The organism is Agrobacterium sp. 5Ca50, from assembly GCF_055381905.1.
In genome coordinates, this window is sequence record NZ_AP026438.1 from 1,050,296 (window position 1) to 1,072,029 (window position 21,734).

15 protein-coding genes and 1 tRNA gene are annotated in these 21,734 nt (G+C 55.6%); 9 read left to right on the forward strand and 7 right to left on the reverse strand.

Features of this window, described 5'->3' with window-relative positions; all coding sequences use genetic code 11:
• Positions 1-7 precede the first annotated feature (7 nt).
• Positions 8-727 carry an anti-sigma factor gene (locus tag ACZ5FM_RS05075; RefSeq protein WP_464039875.1) on the reverse strand — a complete coding sequence of 240 codons (720 nt, stop codon included), beginning with the start codon at positions 725-727 and terminating at the stop codon, positions 8-10.
• Positions 724-1,275 (reverse strand): sigma-70 family RNA polymerase sigma factor, encoded by a 552-nt coding sequence (locus ACZ5FM_RS05080; protein ID WP_312945927.1) that lies wholly within the window; start codon positions 1,273-1,275, stop codon positions 724-726. The genes ACZ5FM_RS05075 and ACZ5FM_RS05080 overlap by 4 nt, the downstream gene beginning before the upstream one ends.
• A 271-nt stretch (positions 1,276-1,546) precedes the next feature.
• On the opposite strand from ACZ5FM_RS05080, the gene ACZ5FM_RS05085 reads away from it, so the two are divergent.
• The gene (locus ACZ5FM_RS05085; RefSeq protein ID WP_275640940.1) at positions 1,547-2,332 is read left to right on the forward strand and encodes a DUF4394 domain-containing protein; all 786 of its coding nucleotides are present in this window, start codon (positions 1,547-1,549) and stop codon (positions 2,330-2,332) included.
• Between the two features lie 105 nt (positions 2,333-2,437).
• On the opposite strand, the gene ACZ5FM_RS05090 is transcribed toward ACZ5FM_RS05085, so the two are convergent.
• Positions 2,438-5,395 (reverse strand): Rne/Rng family ribonuclease, encoded by a 2,958-nt coding sequence (locus ACZ5FM_RS05090; RefSeq protein WP_464039876.1) that lies wholly within the window; start codon positions 5,393-5,395, stop codon positions 2,438-2,440.
• Positions 5,396-6,060: 665 nt separating this feature from the next.
• Between ACZ5FM_RS05090 and ACZ5FM_RS05095 the strand changes: the two genes are divergently transcribed.
• From ACZ5FM_RS05095 to prfB, 3 genes are all read left to right on the forward strand, one after another.
• The gene (locus ACZ5FM_RS05095; protein WP_464040421.1) at positions 6,061-7,311 is read left to right on the forward strand and encodes an N-acetylmuramoyl-L-alanine amidase; all 1,251 of its coding nucleotides are present in this window, start codon (positions 6,061-6,063) and stop codon (positions 7,309-7,311) included.
• Between the two features lie 398 nt (positions 7,312-7,709).
• The gene (locus ACZ5FM_RS05100) at positions 7,710-10,166 is read left to right on the forward strand and encodes a penicillin-binding protein 1A (protein ID WP_192487619.1); all 2,457 of its coding nucleotides are present in this window, start codon (positions 7,710-7,712) and stop codon (positions 10,164-10,166) included.
• 130 nt (positions 10,167-10,296) lie between these two features.
• Positions 10,297-11,428, forward strand: a protein-coding gene (gene prfB, locus ACZ5FM_RS05105; protein ID WP_250982753.1) for a peptide chain release factor 2 whose coding sequence is annotated in 2 segments (ribosomal slippage) — positions 10,297-10,365 and positions 10,367-11,428 — 1,131 coding nt in all. Because the reading frame shifts where the segments join, the coding sequence is not laid out codon by codon here.
• Between the two features lie 286 nt (positions 11,429-11,714).
• Here prfB and ACZ5FM_RS05110 read toward each other — a convergent pair.
• Together ACZ5FM_RS05110 and ACZ5FM_RS05115 are read right to left on the reverse strand one after the other, a co-directional pair.
• Complete coding sequence (locus ACZ5FM_RS05110; RefSeq protein WP_464039877.1) at positions 11,715-12,251, reverse strand: hypothetical protein; 537 nt, start codon at positions 12,249-12,251, stop codon at positions 11,715-11,717.
• 4 nt (positions 12,252-12,255) lie between these two features.
• The gene (locus tag ACZ5FM_RS05115) at positions 12,256-13,029 is read right to left on the reverse strand and encodes an NAD kinase (RefSeq protein WP_250982751.1); all 774 of its coding nucleotides are present in this window, start codon (positions 13,027-13,029) and stop codon (positions 12,256-12,258) included.
• Between the two features lie 352 nt (positions 13,030-13,381).
• Here ACZ5FM_RS05115 and ACZ5FM_RS05120 point away from each other — a divergent pair, with 352 nt between their 5' ends.
• Together ACZ5FM_RS05120 and ACZ5FM_RS05125 are read left to right on the forward strand one after the other, a co-directional pair.
• Positions 13,382-14,293 (forward strand): PhzF family phenazine biosynthesis protein, encoded by a 912-nt coding sequence (locus tag ACZ5FM_RS05120; protein ID WP_464039878.1) that lies wholly within the window; start codon positions 13,382-13,384, stop codon positions 14,291-14,293.
• A gap of 341 nt (positions 14,294-14,634) precedes the next feature.
• On the forward strand, positions 14,635-14,850 hold the full coding sequence (locus ACZ5FM_RS05125; RefSeq protein WP_464039879.1) for a hypothetical protein: 216 nt from the start codon (positions 14,635-14,637) through the stop codon (positions 14,848-14,850).
• Positions 14,851-15,088: 238 nt separating this feature from the next.
• On the opposite strand, the gene ACZ5FM_RS05130 is transcribed toward ACZ5FM_RS05125, so the two are convergent.
• Positions 15,089-15,164: transfer RNA gene (locus ACZ5FM_RS05130), tRNA-Lys, on the reverse strand.
• Between the two features lie 194 nt (positions 15,165-15,358).
• Positions 15,359-15,610, reverse strand: coding sequence for a GlsB/YeaQ/YmgE family stress response membrane protein (locus ACZ5FM_RS05135; protein WP_192487625.1), 252 nt, complete (start codon positions 15,608-15,610; stop codon positions 15,359-15,361).
• A gap of 330 nt (positions 15,611-15,940) precedes the next feature.
• Between ACZ5FM_RS05135 and ACZ5FM_RS05140 the strand changes: the two genes are divergently transcribed.
• The 3 genes from ACZ5FM_RS05140 (at position 15,941) to ACZ5FM_RS05150 (ending at position 21,661) form a co-directional block, all read left to right on the forward strand.
• Positions 15,941-18,595 (forward strand): mechanosensitive ion channel domain-containing protein, encoded by a 2,655-nt coding sequence (locus tag ACZ5FM_RS05140; protein ID WP_464039880.1) that lies wholly within the window; start codon positions 15,941-15,943, stop codon positions 18,593-18,595.
• A 108-nt stretch (positions 18,596-18,703) separates the two neighbouring features.
• A complete protein-coding gene (locus ACZ5FM_RS05145; RefSeq protein ID WP_250982747.1) occupies positions 18,704-18,967 on the forward strand; it encodes a hypothetical protein in 264 nt (87 codons plus the stop codon).
• 180 nt (positions 18,968-19,147) lie between these two features.
• Entirely contained in the window at positions 19,148-21,661 is a 2,514-nt protein-coding gene (locus ACZ5FM_RS05150) for a GcvT family protein (protein ID WP_464039882.1), read from the forward strand.
• The last annotated feature ends 73 nt before the right edge of the window (positions 21,662-21,734 follow it).

Consider the following 21,734-nt stretch of genomic DNA (forward strand, 5'->3'; position numbering starts at 1 on the left):
TCACGCTTTATCGCGGCGCTTTGGCGAAACCTTTAACGAGAATTGGCCCTGTGGGTCTGCCAGTCGGTGATCCTCCCGCCGTTTCCAGCGTGATTTCATAGAGCTGTTCGCCCTGCGGTTTGGGCAGGGCCGGTCCTTTCAGAGCTGCAGAGCGGCTGTTTTCCAACAGTCCAAGCGACACTGGGCCCATGTCCTGAGAGGGCAGGGTCCACACCTGCAACGTCTTGCCTTCTGGGACAGTGAAATCTGCAAGCAGCTTCACCGTCGCTTGCTCGTTGCCGAAGTCTTCGACGATTGCCTGTGCTTCACCCTTGGCATCAAGCAGAACAGCGATCACGACAGGATCGGGTCTGGTGAGCAGGCTCCAGCCGAGTGTCACGGCAAGCAGCACTGTGGCCGCAAGCGAAGCCATCGCAGTCCAGCGCCAGCCAGACTTGATATTGTCATTGCTGGCGGCAGGGGATGGCGCTGTGGCGATCTCAGGGGTAGGGCGCGCAGCCGAAATACCGGCATCAATCCTCTGCCAGAGTTCCTCCGGGACGTCCAAAGGGTCGGCCGTGGCATCAAGCGGCAGAAAACGGTCACGGCTTGCTTCAACGGCGGCACGCAGTTCGGCGTCGCGCTCAAGGCGGACCTCGAAGGCCGCAGCCTCCATTGGCTCCATCAGGCCAAGAACATATTCATCGGCAAGGTGTATGATGTCGTGTTCAGGGTTGGTGCCGGTCATCGCATGCACTCCCTCAATGCGGAAAGTCCTCGTTTTATCCACGACTTTGCGGTGCCAAGCGGCAACCGCAGGCGTCCGGCAATTTCGCCGTGTGTATAACCACCGACATAGGCCATGAGGATCGTTCGTCGTCGCGTTTCTTCCAGTGCGCCAAGACATTCATGCAGGCGGCTGCCACTTTCCAGACGTTGCCAGGAGGCCATGATCTGATCGATCTGTTCACGGTCCTGCAATTCCTCAAGTTTGTCGCTGGTAACAAGATCTTCGCGTTTGCCATCCCGCAACATATTGAGCGCGTGATTGCGAATAACAGCATAGATCCAACCACGTGCCGAACCGCGGCCCGGTTCAAACTGATGCGCCTTGGTCCATATGCGGATGAACCCTTCTTGCACGGCTTCCTCAGCAAGATCACGCCGCCTCAAAATGCGCTGGGCGACAGCCACCAGCCGTCCGGCTTCACTATCATAAATATGCCGCAGGGCTTTGCGGTCACCTTTTGCACAGGCTGCAAGCGCAGCGCTCAAATCTTCGCTTTGATCCTGCATCACCTGCAAACAGTTCTCCTCCCGAACATTTCTCTCAAACGGGTATCTCACAGATAGGGCGCCTGTTCCAGACATCAGCTTGTCCTGTTTTTTGAACGCAAGGCTTCATCATTCTCTGTGGGGTTACCCCTCAAAGGCGCAAATGGATGCAGCATAATTTTTTTATTTGCCTGCATCCAAACGGCATCTCCCGTGTGTCTACCCATTGAGAGGCGCTTCACAGGTGTTGAAGCGGGGTTCTCTGAAACAGATATCCAAAGGGAGAAATGCCATGCACATGATCCGTTCCGTACTGATTGCTTCCACCGCCGTTCTAGCTGCCGCATCCGCACATGCCGCACCTGTTCTTGGCCTGACCGGCGACAAGACGTTGGTGATGTTCGACACAGACAAACCGGAAGTTTCCAAAACCATGGATGTGACCGGTGTCGACAAGTTGGTGGGCATTGATTTTCGTCCTGGCAACAAGACCGTGGTCGGCGTAACGCCTGAGGGAACCATCGTCACCATTGATCTGACCAGCGGTGCCGCAACCGAAGTGGCCAAAATGGACAAGCCGCTGGCAATGACGGACGCGCCTGTGGTCGTTGATTTCAATCCGATGGCAGACCGTCTGCGTTTCATGACCGGCACCACCAATCACCGTGTTCACCCTGATACCGGTGCTGTGACGGTTGATGGCACATTGGCCTATGAAGACGGTGATATGCACAAGGGTGAAACCCCCAACATCGTCGCGGCCGCTTACACCAATTCCTGGGGCAAGCCTGAAAAGACTGCGATGTACAATATCGATGCCACCATTGGTGCGCTGATCCAGCAGACCAAACCAAATGACGGTACGCTCAAGGCAATCGGCAAGTTGGGTATCGAAACGACACCAGCCACTTACGCTTTCGACATTCAAGGTGCGGAAGACGGCAAGAACACCGCCTATCTTGTCGCCAATAAAACCCTCTACACTGTCAATCTTGAGACCGGTGCTGCCACGCAGGTTGGTGCAGTCACTGGTATCGACAACGAGGTGAGGGATATCGCTATCTTGCCTGCCATGTGAGGCAGCAACAGCTGAAACCTCACGCTAAGCAGTGAATCAAAAAATGAAAAAGCCGCCCGTAAGTGACTCTACGGGCGGCTTTTTTTGCATTTTATAAGGCTTCTATCAGAAGAAACCGCGGCGCTGCCACCAGCCGCCCTTACGCGGCTTTGGATCATCGCCATCACCTTCGTTCGAGGCTGTGGACGTTACCACAGGCTCGGAAGACGAAACATTCTCACCACGGTTGGCGCGGACGGGTTTTGCGTCATCACTCAGATCGGCAGAAGCTTCACCAACTTCTTCAATCGCGGCGTCGACAACCGTCTCTTCAACAACCACCGGCTCTACGGTTTCAACCTTGGCCTTGGCAGGTTTTTCAGCTTTGGGAGCAGCAACAGCCTCTTCAGCTGGAGCTTCTTCCTGTGCCTTGGCCTTGCGAGTGCGGCGTGGCTTCTTGGCTTTTGGCTCTTCGGACACCACTTCGCCGCTACCGCCTTCAACGACGCTGGCCGCCGCGGTTTCCACAACGACGACGTCGCTTTCGCTGGCAACAGCGGTTTCAACCGCAACGCCTTCATCGGCAGTGCTGTTGTCGTCACCATCAGTTTCACCCGAGGCTTCGATATCGTTCTCTTCATCGGAGCGATTGCGACGACCGCCGCGCTTGCCACGACGGCGACGCTTGCGCTTGTTTTCTTCGTCAGACGAACTGTTGTCAGCCGAAACTTCATCGGCAGTCTCGTTGGTGTCACCACCAACGGTTTCTACGCCGTTGTCAGCATCGTCATCGCTCTCGTCGCCTTCATCATCGCCCTCGGCACCATTATCCTGTGCCTGCGCGTCCTGACCGTTCTGGCCGCCCTTGCGACGACGACGACGACGACGCTTGCGCTTGCCGCGATTGCCATCTTCATCACCCTCAGCGCGTGCTGGCTGGGCAACTGGTGCCTTGATGATTTCTTCCTCGTCTTCGTCCTCTTCGATTTCGAAGACTGGATCATCTTCTTCTTCGATCACAGGCAGAAGCTGGAGCAGGCTTTCAATTCTAACCGGGTTCTCGACAGGTTCGCCACGATCGATGGCAAAGTGCTGCGAGCCAACGCTGGCATCGGCGGCGATGATGATCGAAACGCCGAAGCGGTTTTCATAATCGACAATCGTGCCACGCTTGTGGTTGAGCAGGTAAAGGGCAGTGTCCGGCGTTGAACGCACAGTGATGTTGTGCGTTGTGTTGCGCAGCAGATATTCCTCGACGCCACGCAGCACGTGCAGGGCGATGGAAGACTCGGAGCGCACGTGGCCGGTGCCGCCGCAATGCGTGCAGACCTGTGTTGTGGATTCCAGAACCGAAGCGCGAATGCGCTGGCGGGACATTTCCAGAAGGCCGAAATGCGAGATGCGGCCAACCTGAATGCGGGCGCGATCGTTTTTCAGGCAATCCTTCAACTTCTTCTCGACGGAGCGGTTGTTGCGCTTTTCTTCCATGTCGATGAAGTCGATGACGACAAGACCGGCAAGGTCGCGCAGGCGAAGCTGACGTGCAACTTCTTCCGCTGCCTCAAGGTTCGTTGCCAGCGCGGTTTCCTCAATGGAATGCTCGCGGGTCGAACGGCCCGAGTTGACGTCGATGGAAACCAGAGCTTCTGTCTGGTTGATGATCAGGTAACCACCAGATTTCAGCGTGACCTGCGGCTGCAGCATACGGTCAAGCTGCGCTTCGATGCCGGAGCGCGAGAAGATCGGGTGAATATCACGGTACGGCTGAACCACCTTGGCATGGCTCGGCATCAGCATCTTCATGAAGTCTTTTGCTTCACGGTAGCCTTCTTCGCCGGACACGATGATTTCGCTGATGTCGCGATTGTAGAGGTCGCGAATCGAACGCTTGATCAACGAGCCTTCCTCGTAAACGAGGCAAGGGGCTGTGGAGTTCAATGTCAGTGTGCGGACATTTTCCCACAGGCGCATCAGGTATTCGAAGTCGCGCTTGATCTCGACACGTGTACGGTTGGCACCTGCTGTACGCAGGATAACGCCCATGCCGTTCGGCACTTCCAGATCGCGTGCGATTTCCTTCAGGCGCTTGCGGTCCTGCGGCTGGGTGATCTTGCGGGAAATACCGCCGCCACGAGCCGTATTCGGCATCAGCACGGAGTAACGGCCGGCCAATGAAAGGTAGGTGGTCAGGGCTGCGCCCTTGTTACCGCGTTCTTCCTTGGCAACCTGAACCAGAATAATCTGGCGGCGCTTGATGACTTCCTGAATGCGGTACTGCTTGCGTGGCTTGCGCGCTACGCGATCAGGAACCTCTTCCATGGCATCTTCTGCGCCGACGGATTCGATAACTTCCTTCTCATGGTCGTCGTCATCGTCATCATCGTCGTCAGAGCCATTGCGGCGAAGACCTTCGACCTCTTCCGAAATCGTGTCGGCGTCAACCATCGCAGCCATTTCGCCGCCGGGGGTCTCGTCATCGCTGCCGGAAGCTTCGGCGGATGCTTCTTCTTCAGCATCGGCCTTCTTCTTGCGGGGGCGGCGTACGCGCTTCTTTGGCTTTTCTTCCTCGGCAGGTGCCTCAATGTTGGCGGCTTCTGCTTCTACATCTGCAGGCGCAGCTTCACCTTCGGCAGTTTCCTGCGGCGCGGCGGATTGCGGCTCTGATGTGGCGGAGACTTTCGCATCAGTGCTCAGCGGTACAATGCCGATGTCCGGCTGGTCAGCTGTGGAAAGATCAACTGTCGCTGTATGGTCGTGCGGTGCATCCGCTGGCTCGAAATCATCGCTACCGCGATGTTCTTCTGCTTCTGCTCTCAGAAGTGCCTGACGATCCGCAAGCGGGATCTGATAGTAGTCGGGATGGATTTCTGCGAATGCCAGAAAGCCATGACGGTTCCCACCGTAATCGACGAAGGCTGCCTGAAGCGATGGTTCTACCCGGGTTACCTTTGCAAGGTAGATATTGCCCCGGATCTGCTTCTTGTGCTCGGATTCGAAGTCAAACTCCTCAATCCGGTTGCCTCTGACGACTACAACCCGCGTCTCCTCTTCGTGGGAGGCGTCGATAAGCATTTTGTCTGCCATGTAATCTCTGCTCCTCGACGCGACCCCGTGACAGACGAGGATCGTACCGCCGAAAAGGCGGTTCTCCCGTATCTATGAGAGGGTGCGTCGGAAATGATGTTTACCGCTTGGCGCGCGTCAACTGACAACAGCGAGGCGAAGGGCAATGCAAAATGCTTGCCGCTTTGGCCTTGTATGTAAGAAAGCTGTTGCAACGACACCATTTGCCCAAGCCGGTAATACGATAATAACTGGCCCCTTGAGGCCGATGAGTTTGCCCTTCCAGAAGGGCGGACGGTGGCATGCCACCGGGTATATGCCCGGCTCATGCCGGAATTGTTCCAGTTTCAGGAAAAATGTAGCGACGGCAGATGATTCCCGTTTTGCAGCGCCAGCGTCTTTACGATTGGCAGCCCTACGGGTATCTATCCCGTTAACATCTAAACCCTCAATTTGTGTTGTATGGTTTATCCGGCTCAATAGCAATAGGCACGCTAAATATGCCATATTGCTGGAGTAATTCAGGCGTTAACAAATGCTTCACCAATGGCTGTGAATGTGGTCTGACACGGACCGAAACAGGGCAGGGCGGCGCGGTTTCGAGAGGCATTGGGGGCTTTTGAAAGCACTTTTGCTAAAATGACGAATATGAAAAAAAGATTTGGGCTGTCATGATTATTGCACAAATGCGGGCGGCAATCCGGTGCTCGACGCGTATTACGCTGCGAATCACCATTGCAGCCACTCTGACGGCAGTCACTTTCTTCTCCGTTCCAAACGCTGCTTTTGCAATCGGCGAGAGTTCAAGGATGGTGGCGAGCGCGGCCCGCATCGCCGGAAATGAAGCCCGCACCCGCGTTGTCATCGATTTTGCCGAAGAGCCGGAATTCGAGGTGCATTATCTCGATTCGCCGGAGCGTATCGTCGTTGATCTTCCATCCACCGATTTTGCATTCCCTGCCAAGGATCTCGAGGCTGCCGGCCTTTTCCGTGACGTGCGTTTCGGCACGATGGACGAGGGCCGCGCCCGGATCGTTCTGACCGCCAAGAAACCGGTGCGCCTGGCCATATCCGAGGTGCAGCCAAATTCTGAAGGTAATGGCGTTCGTCTGGTGCTGGATGCTGAAATCACCGACAAGGCGACCTTCGCCAATCTGGTCAAGGACCAGAGCTGGCAACCGCCATCTCCAGTCACCACCGCCTCGGTCGATGGCGTTGTCAGCGGCAAGAGTGACCGGCAGGCCCAGTTCATCATCGCAGTTGATGCCGGCCATGGCGGCATTGATAATGGTGCGCAGGGCGGCAAGACCGGTACGCATGAAAAAGACATTACCCTTGCCTTTGCCAAGGAACTGACAGAGCGGCTGAACAAGGAGCCCGGCATTCAGGCCGTGCTGACGCGCGAATCCGACGAGTTTCTGGCCCTTTCCGAGCGTGTGCAGATCGCCCGCCAGAAAGGCGCTAATCTTTTGATTTCTCTGCATGCCGATACGCTCAAACAAAAGGGCATTCGTGGCGCAACCGTCTACACCATTTCAGACCGCGCATCCGACCGCATGGCGGCTGAACTGGCTGAGCGCGAAAACCTGTCCGACGAACTGGCCGGTGTTGCCATGCCGGCAAGCCAGCCGGAAGTGGCCGATATCCTGCTCGACCTGACACGGCGTGAAACACAGGCGTTCTCGGTGACCTTAGCCGGTAATATCCTGGCATCGTTTGAAGGGCAGATCGGCCTGATCAACAACCCGCACCGCTATGCCGGTTTCCGCGTTTTGCAGGCACCTGATATTCCCTCCATTCTCCTGGAAATGGGCTTCCTGTCCAATCCGGAAGATGAAAAGCTGTTGCTCGATGTCGAGTGGCGCAAAAAGCTGGCCGATGTCATGGCAAAGGCGGTCGGAAAATATCACAATCAGTTCGTCGCCAACGGCGGTTGAGGCGTCCTCTTTCCAGTAACTTTTTCGTGGGGTCGTGGCTTTTGCGGCGCCATATACAACCACAGGGTTTGCTGCGGAACAGGAAGTTCTCAGCTATTTGACCTGTTGCGATAAGGTAACCCTTGGCCGGAAAAGGTCTTGGCAATGGCCCTAATGCCCGCTTTACTGGGGTAGGGCCCTATTTTACTCACATTCCCGTCGTTACTCGGCATATGTGTGGGTGACTCGTCGCTTTTGCATAAAAGACTTTGTTTGGTGTGGCTTATGACCGGCTATATTGGCAAATGCTGATGTCCCGGCTTGTCATTGCCGGAGTGGTGTGCAAAACCGCACCGACTATGCGAAAATGCGCTTGATGGTGAGCGCGAATGCCACGTTCGGATTATCGGTAGCTTTATATGATAAGACTGATTGGATATTTCTTCGGTATTGCAAGCGCGCTTTTCCTGTGCGCTGCTGCAGGGGCTGCGCTTTATCTCTACACCCTTCGCGAGCAATTGCCGGACTATGCCGTTCTCAGCTCCTACGAGCCGCCGGTCACGACCCGCGTTCACGCCGGTAACGGTGCCCTGATGGCAGAATATGCGCATGAAAAGCGCCTGTTCCTGCCCATCCAGGCCATTCCAGACCGCGTGAAAGCTGCGTTCCTTTCCGCAGAAGACAAGAATTTCTATAATCACCCCGGCGTTGATATCTACGGTCTTGGCCGCGCTATTCTGGTCAACATCCAGAACCTCGGTTCCGGCCGCCGTCCGGTTGGTGCATCGACCATTACTCAGCAGGTCGCCAAGAACTTCCTGCTGACCAACGACCAGACCATCGACCGCAAGATCAAGGAAGCGATTCTGTCCTTCCGCATCGAGCAGACCTATTCGAAAGACAAGATTCTTGAGCTTTATCTCAATGAAATCTTCTTCGGAATGAATGCTTACGGTATTGCCGGTGCCGCACTGACCTATTTCAACAAGTCGGTCACCGAACTGACCATTGCCGAAACTGCCTATCTGGCATCGCTGCCGAAGGGTCCGGCCAACTACCACCCGTTCCGTTACGAGAAGGCTGCTCTTGAGCGCCGTAACTGGGTGATCGACCGTATGGCCGAAAATGGCTACATCAACACCGCCGATGCGTCGGAAGCAAAAACTCAGCCGCTTGGCGTAAATCTGCGTCGCGGCGGTGCCCACCTGTTTGCGTCTGACTACTTCGCCGAAGAAGTCCGTCGCCAGATCGTTGATAAATACGGCGAGAAGGCCCTGCTGGAAGGTGGCCTTTCGGTTCGTACCTCGCTTGACCCGGTCTTGCAGGTTGAAGCGCGCAAGGCGCTGCAGGACGGTCTTCTTGATTATGACGAGCGCCGTGGTTTCCGTGGCCCTGTCGATGAGATTGACGTATCCGGTGATTGGGGCGCTGCCCTTGCCAAGATCCGTCCGCTGCGCGACGTGCCGGAGTGGAAACTGGCCGTGGTGCTGGATGCTGGCGACCAGTCCGTTGATATCGGCATGCAGCCGGAAACCGATGCCGGTGGCAAGGTTGTTCAGGACCGCGTCCGTGCAAGCATTCCAGCGGAAAACATGAAATGGGCTTACCGCGATGCGACCGGCAAGCGTAACACCGCCAAGTCGCCAAGTGGCGTTCTGAAGGCTGGTGACGTTGTCTATGTCCAGGCATTGACAGAAAACGGCAATACGTTCCGTCTTCGTCAGCCACCGAAAGTGCAGGGTGGCCTCGTTGCCATGGACCCGCATACCGGCCGCGTTCTCGCCATGGTTGGCGGTTTCTCCTACGGTCAGTCGGAGTTCAACCGTTCCACGCAGGCCATGCGCCAGCCGGGTTCGTCGTTCAAACCGTTCGTTTACGCTGCAGCGCTCGACAATGGGTATACGCCAGCTTCCGTTGTGATGGATGCGCCGATTGAGATCGTCTCTGGCGGTCAGGTCTGGCGTCCGCAGAACTACGGCGGTGGTTCCGCTGGTCCGTCGACACTGCGTCTCGGTATTGAGAAGTCTCGTAACCTGATGACCATCCGCCTTGCAGACGACATGGGCATGAACCTTGTTGCGGAATATGCGGAACGTTTCGGTATCTATGACAAGATGCTGCCGGTTCTCGCCATGTCGCTTGGTTCGGGTGAAACGACCGTGACCCGTATGGTCTCTGCCTACGCGGTTCTGGCCAATGGCGGCAAGCAGATCAAGCCAACCGTGATCGACCGTATTCAGGACCGTTACGGCAAGACGATTTTCCGTCACGAAGAACGCACCTGTGAAGGCTGCAACGCGCAGACCTGGTCAGGTCAGGACGAGCCGACCATCATCGATAACCGCGAACAGGTTCTCGACCCGATGACAGCCTACCAGACAACATCCATGCTGGAAGGCGTCGTCACCCGTGGTACGGCCGCTGGCAAGATTCCGGTCAAGGATCGTCCGGTTGCTGGCAAGACAGGCACCACCAACGATGAAAAGGATGCCTGGTTCGTGGGTTACACACCGGACCTCGTGGCTGGCCTTTACATTGGCTTCGATACGCCAGCACCGCTTGGTCGTGGTGGCACCGGTGGTTCGCTTGCAGCGCCAATCTTTGGCGAGTTCCTCGCAGCTGCTGCCAAGCACACACCGCCCGGCAAGTTCATCGTGCCTGAGGGCATGCAGTTCATCGCCGTCAACCGCAAGACCGGCATGTATGCCAATGAAGGTGATCCAGACACGATCATGGAAGCCTTCAAGCCAGGCACCGGCCCGGCTGACAGCTTCTCGGTTATCGGCATGGAAAACTACATGTCGCCGGAAGATATCATGCGTGCCTCACCACAGGCACAGCAGGCCATTACCAACGGTGGTGGCGGGCTTTACTAAGCTCCAGAAAACAATGCAGCGAAGGCGCGGGTCTTTACATCCGCGCCTTCGGCATTTATGCACCGGGGCCAGTTTTACTGAGTGGATGAAGACGTCCAGAGACTTTCAACGAAGGTGAAATAGCAGCGAAATGCGCAACGAGATTGTGAATGTTGTCGACGAAATCAAGCAGGCCATAAGCCTGCTGAGGAGGCATCTTTGACTGGGACCAGGCGATAAGACGACTGGACTGGTTGAATAACAAGGCAGAGGATCCAAACCTCTGGAACGATGCCACAGAAGCACAGAAGCTGATGCGTGAGCGCCAGCAGCTTGACGAAAGCATCAGCGGCGTCAAAGCCCTCGAGCAGCAGGTCAACGATAATATCGAATTGATCGAGATGGGCGAGGAAGAAGGCGATCAGGATATCGTCAAGGATGCCGAAGAGGCATTGAAGGCGCTGCGCAGCGAAGCCAACCGCCGGCAGGTCGAAGCGATGCTGTCTGGTGAAGCCGACGCCAACGACACCTATGTTGAAGTTCACTCCGGTGCTGGCGGTACTGAAAGCCAGGACTGGGCCAGCATGTTGTTGCGCATGTACACCCGCTGGGCTGAACGCCAGGGCTTCAAGGTTGAAGTGCTGGAAGTGCATGACGGGGAAGAGGCGGGCATCAAGTCTGCAACCATTCTCGTTAAGGGCCACAATGCATTCGGCTGGATGAAGACGGAATCGGGCGTTCACCGTCTGGTGCGTATTTCGCCCTATGACAGCAACGCGCGCCGTCACACCTCGTTCTCGTCGATCTGGGTTTACCCTGTTGTTGATGACTCGATCCAGATCGATATCAATGAAAGCGATTGCCGCATCGATACCTACCGTTCGTCGGGTGCCGGTGGTCAGCACGTTAACACCACCGACTCGGCCGTCCGTATCACGCATATTCCAACCGGTATCGCTGTGGCCTGCCAGCAGGAACGCTCTCAGCACAAGAACCGCGCCAAGGCGTGGGACATGTTGCGTTCGCGCCTTTATGAAGTCGAACTTCAAAAGCGCGAAGAAGCGGCCAATGCACAGGCAGCCTCCAAGACCGATATCGGCTGGGGTCACCAGATCCGCTCCTACGTTTTGCAGCCCTACCAGCTGGTCAAGGACCTGCGTACCGGTGTGGAAAGCACCGCTCCGAGCAACGTGCTGGACGGCGATCTGAACGAGTTTATGGAAGCCGCACTGGCTCACCGCATCAGCGGCGGTGCCGATGTTGAGGTTTCCGACATCGACTGATTTCAATATCTCCGTAAGGTGTATTGAAAACAAAGCATTAGAGCCTGTTGATGAATCAGATCGTGAGCGACTTGATTCAGTTTGACAGCACTAAAAGAACCCGCCGATCATGATCGGCGGGTTTTCTTTTGGCGGCAAGGCGCTGCCTGAGATCAAGACCCGGGAGAAGACCAGGTATGTGGGGCATTCATTTGCTCGGGCATAAAAAATCCCCGGTCATGGCCGGGGATTGATCTTGTCGGAAGTGATTGGTTCAGAACCGTCGCAGGCGGCTGCCCCACAGCGTTCAGTTCGAAGCTTTCTCGATCTTCATGTCGCCCAGCTCATCGATCAGCACGGTCCAGGCTTCAGTCTCTGTCGACATCGGATCGGTCTTCAGGTGAACGGTAACAAACAGGCCCGGCACATTGCCGTTGCCTGACGAGCTTTCCGGACGAATGTCGGTGACATAGGCCTTGAACTTCGAAAACTCTTCCAGCTCCACCGTTTGGATGAGGTCAGGGCCATTTGGCGTGTAGGCAATCTGCTGCAGAAAGATGCGTGCCGTGCCGTCATTCTGTCGCATCGCAACGACCTTGTAATAACCACGGCGTGGCGGTGCGGCCGCAGGAGGCGCTGCTTCCGAAGTCGCTGTCGTGGTCGCTGCTGCAGCGGGGGCCGGCTCGTCTTCCCAAAGGCCGCTGCTGGCGACGAAAATGGCAGCGACAGGCAGGTCCTCGATGGGGGAGGTTGGTGTCGTCTGCGCGTGAACGGCTTGCAGCGAGAGCGCAAGCAGTGCGGCTGTCAGGAGGGTTTTTGTAACAAGACCTGGCATTTTCATCATTTCATCAGTTCGTGAATTGTTCAGCGAGAATTCGGTCCGACCATGAGCGGTCAGGATCGGACAAAATCACCGCAGTTCTATCCTGGGATTGTGCGATACGCACACTTACCACGGATTTAACCTCGGTGTGATCCGCAACCGCATTGACGGGGCGTTTTTCAACTTCCAACACATGAATATCCACCGTCACCTTGTTCGGTAACAATGCACCACGCCAGCGGCGCGGACGAAACGCGCTGACCGGGGTCAATGCGAGAAGGGGTGATTCCAGTGGCAGGATCGGCCCGTGGGCGGAGAAGTTATAGGCAGTGGACCCTGCGGGCGTTGCAACCATAACGCCGTCACAGATCAATTCCTCCAGCCGTATCTTGTCATCGACGGTGACCTTCAGCTTTGCAGCCTGGTGCGACTGTCGGAAAAGACTGACCTCATTCATGGCTAGCGCGGTAAATTCCGCTCCATGCACATCCGTCGCGATCATTTTTAATGGGTGGAAATCATTGCCGGTGGCAATCGCCACACGCTCATGCAGGTTGTCGACGCGGAAATCATTCATCAGGAAACCGACTGAGCCGCGGTTCATGCCATAGACACGTTTGCCGGAATTCATGGTTTCATTGAGGATCTGCAATAGAAAGCCATCGCCACCCAGCGCAATGATGACGTTTGCCTCGTCAAAGGGGGCGTTTCCATACCGGGCAATCAATGCTTCGCATGCGGCGCGGGCATCCGGTGTGTTGGCGTGGACAAATGATAGCGACTGTTGTGAACCGGACATGCAATCTACCTTTTGGAACAGTACCTTGGTACAGGAAGTCAGGAGGGTGCGACAAGCTCTTTCAGGTCTGCAGCCGGCGCGTTTTATGATGCATGGCCTGATATTTTCGAACAAACGTCACAATGATGGGCTCCCTGCCTGATTTGATGCACCCTATAGGCGGAAAATGGCAGTTCCTTATGACGGTGTCTGAAAATATGCGGGCGTTATGAAAACTGTTCACCATGCGCACGATTAATGGCGCTCGGACTTTATCAGTTGCAATGCCCATCATTTGCGGGCTTGCAGAGAAAGCCGGGGTCGGGCAGGTTGCGGCAAAAGCATAAGGAATAAAAAACGGCAGGAGACTGGTGTGGCGATCGAATACAGTATCTATGATGTTTTTACCGACAAACGTCTTGAGGGAAATCCTCTCGCAGTCATGTATGATGCTGATGCGCTTGACGACAAGACGATGCAGGCTATCGCCCGCGAGATGAACCTGTCGGAAACCGTGTTCATCCGCAAATCAGATAACCCTGCCTATGCCGCATCCTTACGCATTTTCACCCCCGGTGGTGAACTGCCCTTTGCAGGCCACCCGACCGTTGGGGCTGCCGTGGCACTGGGGGAGCGTAACCCCAATAGCGGTGACGTCGATATGGTCTGCGTTCTCGAGGAGAAGGTAGGACCGGTCCGCTGCGCCATCCGGCTTCGCAACGATGCGCCGGGGTTTGCCGAATTCGATTTGCCGCGAAAGTCTTCCCGTATCGATCTGCCGCTTGACCGCGCGAAGCTGGCCGATGCACTCGGTGTCAGCGAAGGCAATATCGGCTTTGAAAATCACGTGCCGTCGATCTGGACGGCTGGTGTGCCATTCCTCCTGGTGCCGCTACACAATATCTCCACCATCAGGGAAATGGATTTTGATCCGCAGTTGTGGGAACGCTCGGCGCCGCTGGTGGAGGGGAGGCTGGCTGCCTGCTACGTTTACTGTCGTGGTGGTGTGAACCACACCGCCAAATTTCATGCGCGCATGTTCTCGCCTGAAATGGGCATTGCCGAAGACCCGGCAACCGGTTCGGCCGCGGCTGCTCTATCCGGCGCCATCCATCATTTTGACGGCCTGTCCGACGGGCATTATCCGGTGATGATAGAGCAGGGCGTCGAGATGGGTCGTCCGTCCTTCATCCATCTGCATATCGATGTGAAAGACGGTGATATTTCCCGCGCACGCATTGGCGGCAGTGCCGTCCGAGTGGCCCACGGCACCATGGATATTTGATAACAGCCTGAAAATTGGAACCATTTTTGTGGATTGCCCGTTTCCCTGGCAGAAGGAGAAACGCGATGCAACACACGGGTAACGGCTCAGGTAGAAGTGGTAACCGTCAACTGACGGCCGCAAATGGCGGAGCAAACTACTCTCCAAACATCATCCATTTGCATGGAACCCATGTGGCAATGATCTTTCGGCGTTTCTGTCCAAATCCTCTCGATCTGCGCAGCGAGCGCCGGTCGGTGACGGATAAAGGTTCTGACGAACACGGTAAGAAAGCGTGATTTCGTGATTCTGGAATTGCGGGTTACTCTTCTCGCGCAGTGAAACAGCGAAAGGAGAATGAAATGAAGGCAATTCTCATACTCGCCTCGACACTTGCGCTTTCGGCCCCTGTAGCGTTTGCCGAATGCGCTGGACATGCCAAGCTGAATACATCAGCTGCAGTCGATACTGAAATCAAGACGGCAAGCATTGCCAAAACGGCAGATCAAAAGACCGATGAAGTCTTGATCATGCAGAAAAAAACTGAAACGCCCGAAACAGCTCGGCAAACAGAATAACAATATTGGTTTGATGTGATCCCTCGTGCCCTTTCTCCAGTCGGGCGCGGGGGATTTTTTACGTCACAACGAATGCGAAAATGATATGTCCGACGATGGAGATGGCCAGAGCGCCAAGAAGAACGATAAGCAAAATGCGGCTCATGACCCATCCTCGAAATCTGCATGAAAGACATGATGCGAGAGGCGGCGAAGTTACTTCGCAGTCTCTAATTTCACAGTCATTTCAGGAAGTTAATGGTGGGTGATGTAGGGCTCGAACCTACGACCCGCTGATTAAGAGTCAGCTGCTCTACCAACTGAGCTAATCACCCGCCGCCGCCCTCAGGCGGTGTGAGGGGGGCTATAAAGAGGAAAAAAAGGAATGTCCAGCGCGGAAATGAAATTTCTTCGTTTTTTATGACAAAAAAATTTCACTCACACTGGACACGCCCATCTTTTTCCCGAAGATCGACGGTGGAGAATGCTCTCGGGAATGTATGTTAGTCGTTTGTAAATACAGGAGGAATCACCTCCGGAATGCACGTCCGACGGCAATGAGTATGCACGCGCCAACAAAGCCAGCAATGAGATAGCCCAGCCAACCGGTCAATACGACGCCGAACAACGATAGTATCGCATTGGCGACAATCGCACCGATGATACCAAGGATGATGTTCATCAACACGCCAAGATTGCTTTTCATGAACTGTTCAGCGAGCCATCCGGCGACACCACCAATGACAATTGCTGCAATCCAGCCAACACCTGCAGATTCCATGATTTCCTCCCACGCTAACTGCAAGTTTAAATTTGGTGATTCTAATATTAAAATACAAGGGAAAACAGCGGCTCTACAGCGTTTCTGGCCTAAAAAAGGACATCAGAAGTCGCTTGGAAGCCCTATTGTCGCGGCAATCGTTTTTCATAAACCGCTACGCGCATTATTTTGCGGCAAATTGCACGCCGAATTGCGGGTAGTCGAGGGGGATTGAACAAGGGCTCAAGGCCATTTTGCCGGGCCAATTTTCGATCCTTCACACAGGTTTTGAATATTTTTGCGTGACACGTATGAAACTGATGTTCGTTGTGTGCTTGTTTAAACAGCGTGATGAATTTCAGATTCGGGTCGCAAGTGATTCCGTACGCCGGAAAGGTAATTGACGTGTTTGGCATTCCTGACGCCCGGCGTTTGCCGCGGCTAGCTGTATTGATTGTTCTGTTGTCGCTCAGTGCTTTGTGTGCCGTGCCTTCGTTGGCGCTATCGCAGGATGGAGTACCGGCGGATGCGTCGTCACCGATTGAGCAGATGCGGACCGACCTGCAAAACAACAAGGCTGCACTTGGTAAACTAGCAGAGACCGTTGAAGCGGCAAAAGATGATGATGCCAGACTGGTGGACCTTAAGGCCCAGTCCGATGCCATTGCGTCCAACGCGGTTAAATCTTCGGTCAGCCTGCGCCCACGTTTTGAGGCCGCCAAGACCCGTCTCGATGAACTTGGCGAACCGCCGAAGGATGGCCAACCGCCAGAAGCGCCGATCGTCACCGAAGAGCGCAGCCGTTTGATTGCCGAGAGAGCTGACATCAATGCACTGACGGGCGAGGCCGAACAACTGTCCACGCAGGCCAGTCAGTTGTCCAACCACATTACAGATCTGCGCCGGTCTCTTTTCAAGGATACGCTTTTCAAGCGCACCGAGATTTCGCTGAATGTGTTTTCGGCTGCCGGTTCGTCGCTGGTCAACGAAGTGTCGTCCTTCCAGCGGGTGGTTGGTAGCTGGTGGACCTTCGTGTGGAACTACAAGCCGCTTCAACTGTTGTCTGCCATCTTCCTGTCGTTGCTGGCCGCCATGCTGTTTCTGGTCGGCGGCTACAAGTTCCTTGGCAGCCACATGGAACGCAGCGCCTTCTCGGGCGAGCCGGGTTATATCCGCCGCCTTTCGGTGGCCTTCTGGTCCACCATGGTGCAATCGGCCACGGTCGTAGCCTTCCTGGTGGCATCGGCGTTTTTGCTTGAAAACTTCAATGTGCTGCGTTCAGACATTGCGCCCATCGTCTTTACGGCCATGGGCTTTACCGGTCTGGTTTACTTCGTCTGGCGCCTGACCTATGCGGTGTTTGCGCCCAAGCACCCGAACTGGCGTCTGGTTCGTGTCAGCAATACCGGCGCGCACCACCTGACTTGGGCTGTGCTGGCCATGACCGTGGTCAATGGTTTCGACTATCTGCTGAGCGGTATCAGTGAGGCGCTGTATTCACCTGTTATCCTGACGGTGGTGAAAAGCTTCGTTGCATCGGTCATTGTCGGTATCATCCTCATCATCATGTCCTTCATGCACCCGGTCATGCAGAAGGATGCAGATCCGGCCGCACCCGGACAACGCCTACCACGCTGGATGAACGTGTTGTTTCGTCTGGCCGGCCTGTTTATCATCGGTGCGTGTTTGACGGGATATGTTGGCCTTGCTCGGTTTGTGTCGACACAGATTGTCGTCACCGGTGCCGTGCTGGCTACCATGTATATTGGCATTCTCTCCGGCAAGGCGATTTCCAAACAGGGCATATTTGCCGATTCCGTCGCTGGCAGTTTCCTGTACCGGCGTTATGGCCTCGGTCCTGTGTTTCTTGACCAACTGGGACTTGTTGCCGGTCTTGGCATCTATGTTGTCGCACTTGCCTTTGGCGTGCCGCTGATCCTGTTTTCCTGGGGTTTCCAGCCCGGCGATATCGAGAACTGGGGCTACCGCTTGCTGACTGGTATTCCGGTTGGCAACACCAATATTTCGCTGCTGGCGGTGTTCGGTGGCATCGCGGTTTTTGCAATTGGCTACATCATCACCCGCTGGTTCCAGCGTTGGCTGGACAACAATGTCATGGCGCGCAGCAAGGCTGACGCCGGTGTGCGCAACTCGGTCAAGACGGGCATTGGTTATCTCGGTATCGCCATTGCCGCCATCTTCGGTGTTTCCTCCGCCGGGCTTGACCTCTCCAACCTCGCACTGGTGGCCAGCGCGTTGTCTGTCGGTATCGGTTTTGGCTTGCAAAATATCGTGTCCAACTTCGTGTCAGGCCTTATCTTGTTGGTGGAGCGTCCATTCAAGGTCGGCGACTGGGTGGTCACAGGCGCGACCGAAGGCACCGTCAAGCGCATCTCGGTGCGTGCGACCGAAATCGAAACCTTCCGCCGCCAGTCAATCATCGTGCCAAACTCCGAGTTCATCAATTCTCCGGTTGGCAACTGGACGCACCGTAACCGCATTGCCCGTTCGGAAATTCCGGTTGGCGTCAGCTATGAGGCTGATCCAGGCAAGGTCATGGACATCCTGCTGGAACTGGTGCGCGCCCAGCCGCTTATTCTGAAAAATCCTGAACCGCATGTTGAATTCTTGCGCTTTGGCGACTTCTCGCTTGATTTCGAAGTGCGCTTCTTCCTGGCCGACCTGTCGGACGGTTTGCCGGTTCGCAACCAGTTGCGGATCGATATTCTCAGACGCTTCCGCGAGGAGGGCATTGATATCGCCTCGCCACAGCGCAATCTCAATGTGCATGTCGACCGTGACAACTCGCAGGCTCTCGCCAGCAAACTGGTGGAAGAGAGCGAGAAGCTCGCGCGGAAAGAAAAGGACGCAGGCGAGGGCGGAAATGTCGAGGTGAAGCCTGAACCGCAACAGGTTGAGGCGGCGGCGAACACAAAAGCGGCCGACAAATCTGCTGACGGTGTGTCCACTAGGCCAACCGTCAAGTCGACAGACAAGAAAGGCTGATTGCCACTATTCAGCCTCTATTCATGGCGTGCCCCTTAGAATCACCGCATACTCTTTTTGACGAAGAGATTGGGCTATCAAGGGGGCGGCTACATCAGCCGAAAACGCATGAAGCATGTATTGTCCGTGATGACGGTTATTGTTCTGTCTGCGACAGCGGCTGTCTCGGCTACTATTACCAATAGCGACGCGGAGCCGGCCTCTCTCGCCGTTAGCGAGGGTGGAAATAGGTTTGATGTGGTGATTGCACCTGGTGCCTCGGAACAGGTCTGTGCCTCCAATTGTTTCGTTACCTTCCCGAATGGCGACCGCATTGCGCTGGAAGGCACGGAAAATGTTGAAATCGTCAAAGGCTCTGCTGTCGTCAAGTAAGGCGCGCAGTGACGATTTTCCGTGTTTTAAAAGCAATTTGCTAACCGTCGCGGCAAGCCTTGCGCATGTCGTAAACAGGCACCTGATATCGCTCCCGAATTGCATATTCTGACATCCGCCAGCAGTTTCGCAAAAGGCCGCACCAAAAGCGGCCGGCATGCCTCAGAGGGATTTCGGATTATGAAAACACATGCACGGGCCGTTGTTATCGGGGGTGGGGTTGTCGGTGTCTCGACGCTTTATCATCTGGCCGCCAAGGGCTGGAGCGACAGCATCCTGATTGAGCGCAAGGAACTGACATCCGGTTCCACCTGGCACGCTGCTGGCCTGCTGCCGCTGTTCAACCTCAGCTATTCCGTGGGGCAGATCCACAAATATTCCGTCAAATTCTATGAGGAATTGCAGGAAGAAACCGGCATGAATGTCGGTTTCTCCAAAGTGTCCAACATTCGTCTGGCACGCAGCAAGGATCGCTGGGACGAATTTATGTATTATGCCGGTATCGCCGAAACCATTGGTGTCAACGTCAAGCTGCTGACCCCGGAGCAGTTGAAGGAAGTCTGGCCGCTGGCAGAAACCGACGGCATTCTCGGCGCAATCCAGCACCCCGATGATGGTTACATTCAGCCGGCCGACTTGACACAGGCACTGGCCAAGGGTGCGCGCGACAAGGGCGCCACCATTTACCGCAACACCACGGTCACCGCCATCGAACAGCTGGAGGACGGCAAGTGGAAGGTGACGACCGACAAGGGGGAGGTGATTGCCGAACACGCCATTTCCTGCACCGGCAATTTTGCCCGCAAAACCGGCGAGATGGTTGGCATCAACATTCCCGTCATCCCGGTCGAACACCAGTATATCGTCACAGAACCGCACCCGGCCATTCTCGAGCGCAAGGCCAAGGGCCTGCCGGAAATGGGCGTTCTGCGTGAATCCGACAGCGCCTGGTACATGCGTGAGGAAGCCGGTGGTCTGATCCTTGGTCCTTACGAACATGGTGCGCCGGTCTGTTATGTTGATGGCCCGTCGCCGGAAAGCGAATACGAACTGTTCCAGGAAGAGCTGGAACGCCTGATGCCGCACATCGAAACGGCAATTGCGCGCGTGCCGATCTTCGGTGAGGTTGGTATCAAGAAGGTCTATAATGGCGCGATTGCCTATACGCCGGATGGTAACCCGATTGTGGGTCCTGCACCCGGCCTGAAAAATTTCTGGCTGAATGAGGGCCATTCCTTCGGTATTACCGCAGCCGGTGGTGCCGGCTGGCAGCTCGCGGAATGGATTGTCGAAGGAGAACCAAGCCTCGATATGATGGGCGTCGATCCGCGTCGTTTCGGCCCCTATGCGACCGAGGGCTATCTCATTGCCAAGAATGAAGAGGCCTATGCCAACGTGTTCACCATGCATTACCCGGATGAGGAGCGTGCTGCGGCGCGTCCACTCAAAACAACACCTGTCTACGATCGCCTGAAGAAACTCGGTGGCGTGTTCGGCTCTGTCTATGGCTGGGAGCGTGCCAACTGGTATGCGCCAGAAGGTTACGAACTGCCCGAAAGCGAAAAGGGCGTCGGCGTCGATGTTCTGACCAACCACAATTATGCGCCACCGCTCGATGATGGACGCACAGTTGAAAAATGGTCTTTCCGCCGCTCCAACTATTTCGAGCATGTCGGCAATGAGGTGAAGAATGTCACCAACAATGTCGGCGTTCTCGACATGTCGGCCTTTGCCAAAATGGAAGTGTCAGGCCCCGGCGCACGGGCTTGGCTGGACAGCATTCTCGCCAATGCCATTCCCAAGAAGCGCGGCCGTATTGCGCTGACCCACCTGCTAACACCGGCCGGCGGCGTCAAGGCGGAATTCACGGTTTATGAATGGGCGCCGGGTCGTTTCTACCTAGTTTCGGCAGGCGGTCTGGAAGCCCACGACCATGATGTTCTGCGCCGTCTGGCACCGACAGATGGTTCGGTGGTGCTGCAGCCAATCACCCAGAAATACGGCGTGCTTGTTCTGGCCGGCCCCAAGTCGCGTGACCTGTTGAAGAAGCTGACCCGCACTAGCCTCGACAACAAGGATTTCCCATGGCTGACCGCCAAGGAGATCTCGGTTGGTGTGGCGCGTGCCCATGCCCTGCGCGTCAACTTTGTTGGCGAATTGGGCTGGGAACTGCATCACCCCATCGAAACCCAGAACTATATTTTCGACCAGTTGATGGAGGCCGGTGCCGAGTTCGGTATCAAGCCGTTTGGTATTCGCGCCATGGTGTCGATGTCGGTCGAAAAGTCCTATCGCAACATGGGACGTGAGCTGTCGGTGGAATATAACGCCTACGAATCCGGCCTTGATCGTTTCTTGCGCCCGGAGAAATCCTTTATCGGCCGCGATGCGCTGGTCGCCTATAAGGAGAAGGGCGTCAAATGGGTATTCTCGACACTGGTGGTCGAGGGCAATACGGACGTCGATGCGCGTGGCTCGGAGGCAATTTACGATGCGGACGGTACGCTGGTCGGTCGTGTGACGAGTGGCGGTTTTGGCTGGCGTGTCGGCAAATCTCTGGCGCTCGCCATGCTGGCACCGGAGTTTTCTGAAATCGGCACACAGCTAAAAATCAAGATCCTCGGCAAGTTGTATGACGCTCAGGTGGTGGCAGAAAGCCCGTTTGATGGCGATAACCAAGTACTGCGGGCCTGATTTGCCCGTGTAAGGCAACAAATCAGCTCTGGCGTAGGTGTCCGGGGCTGATTTTAAATAGTGTATATCAGCA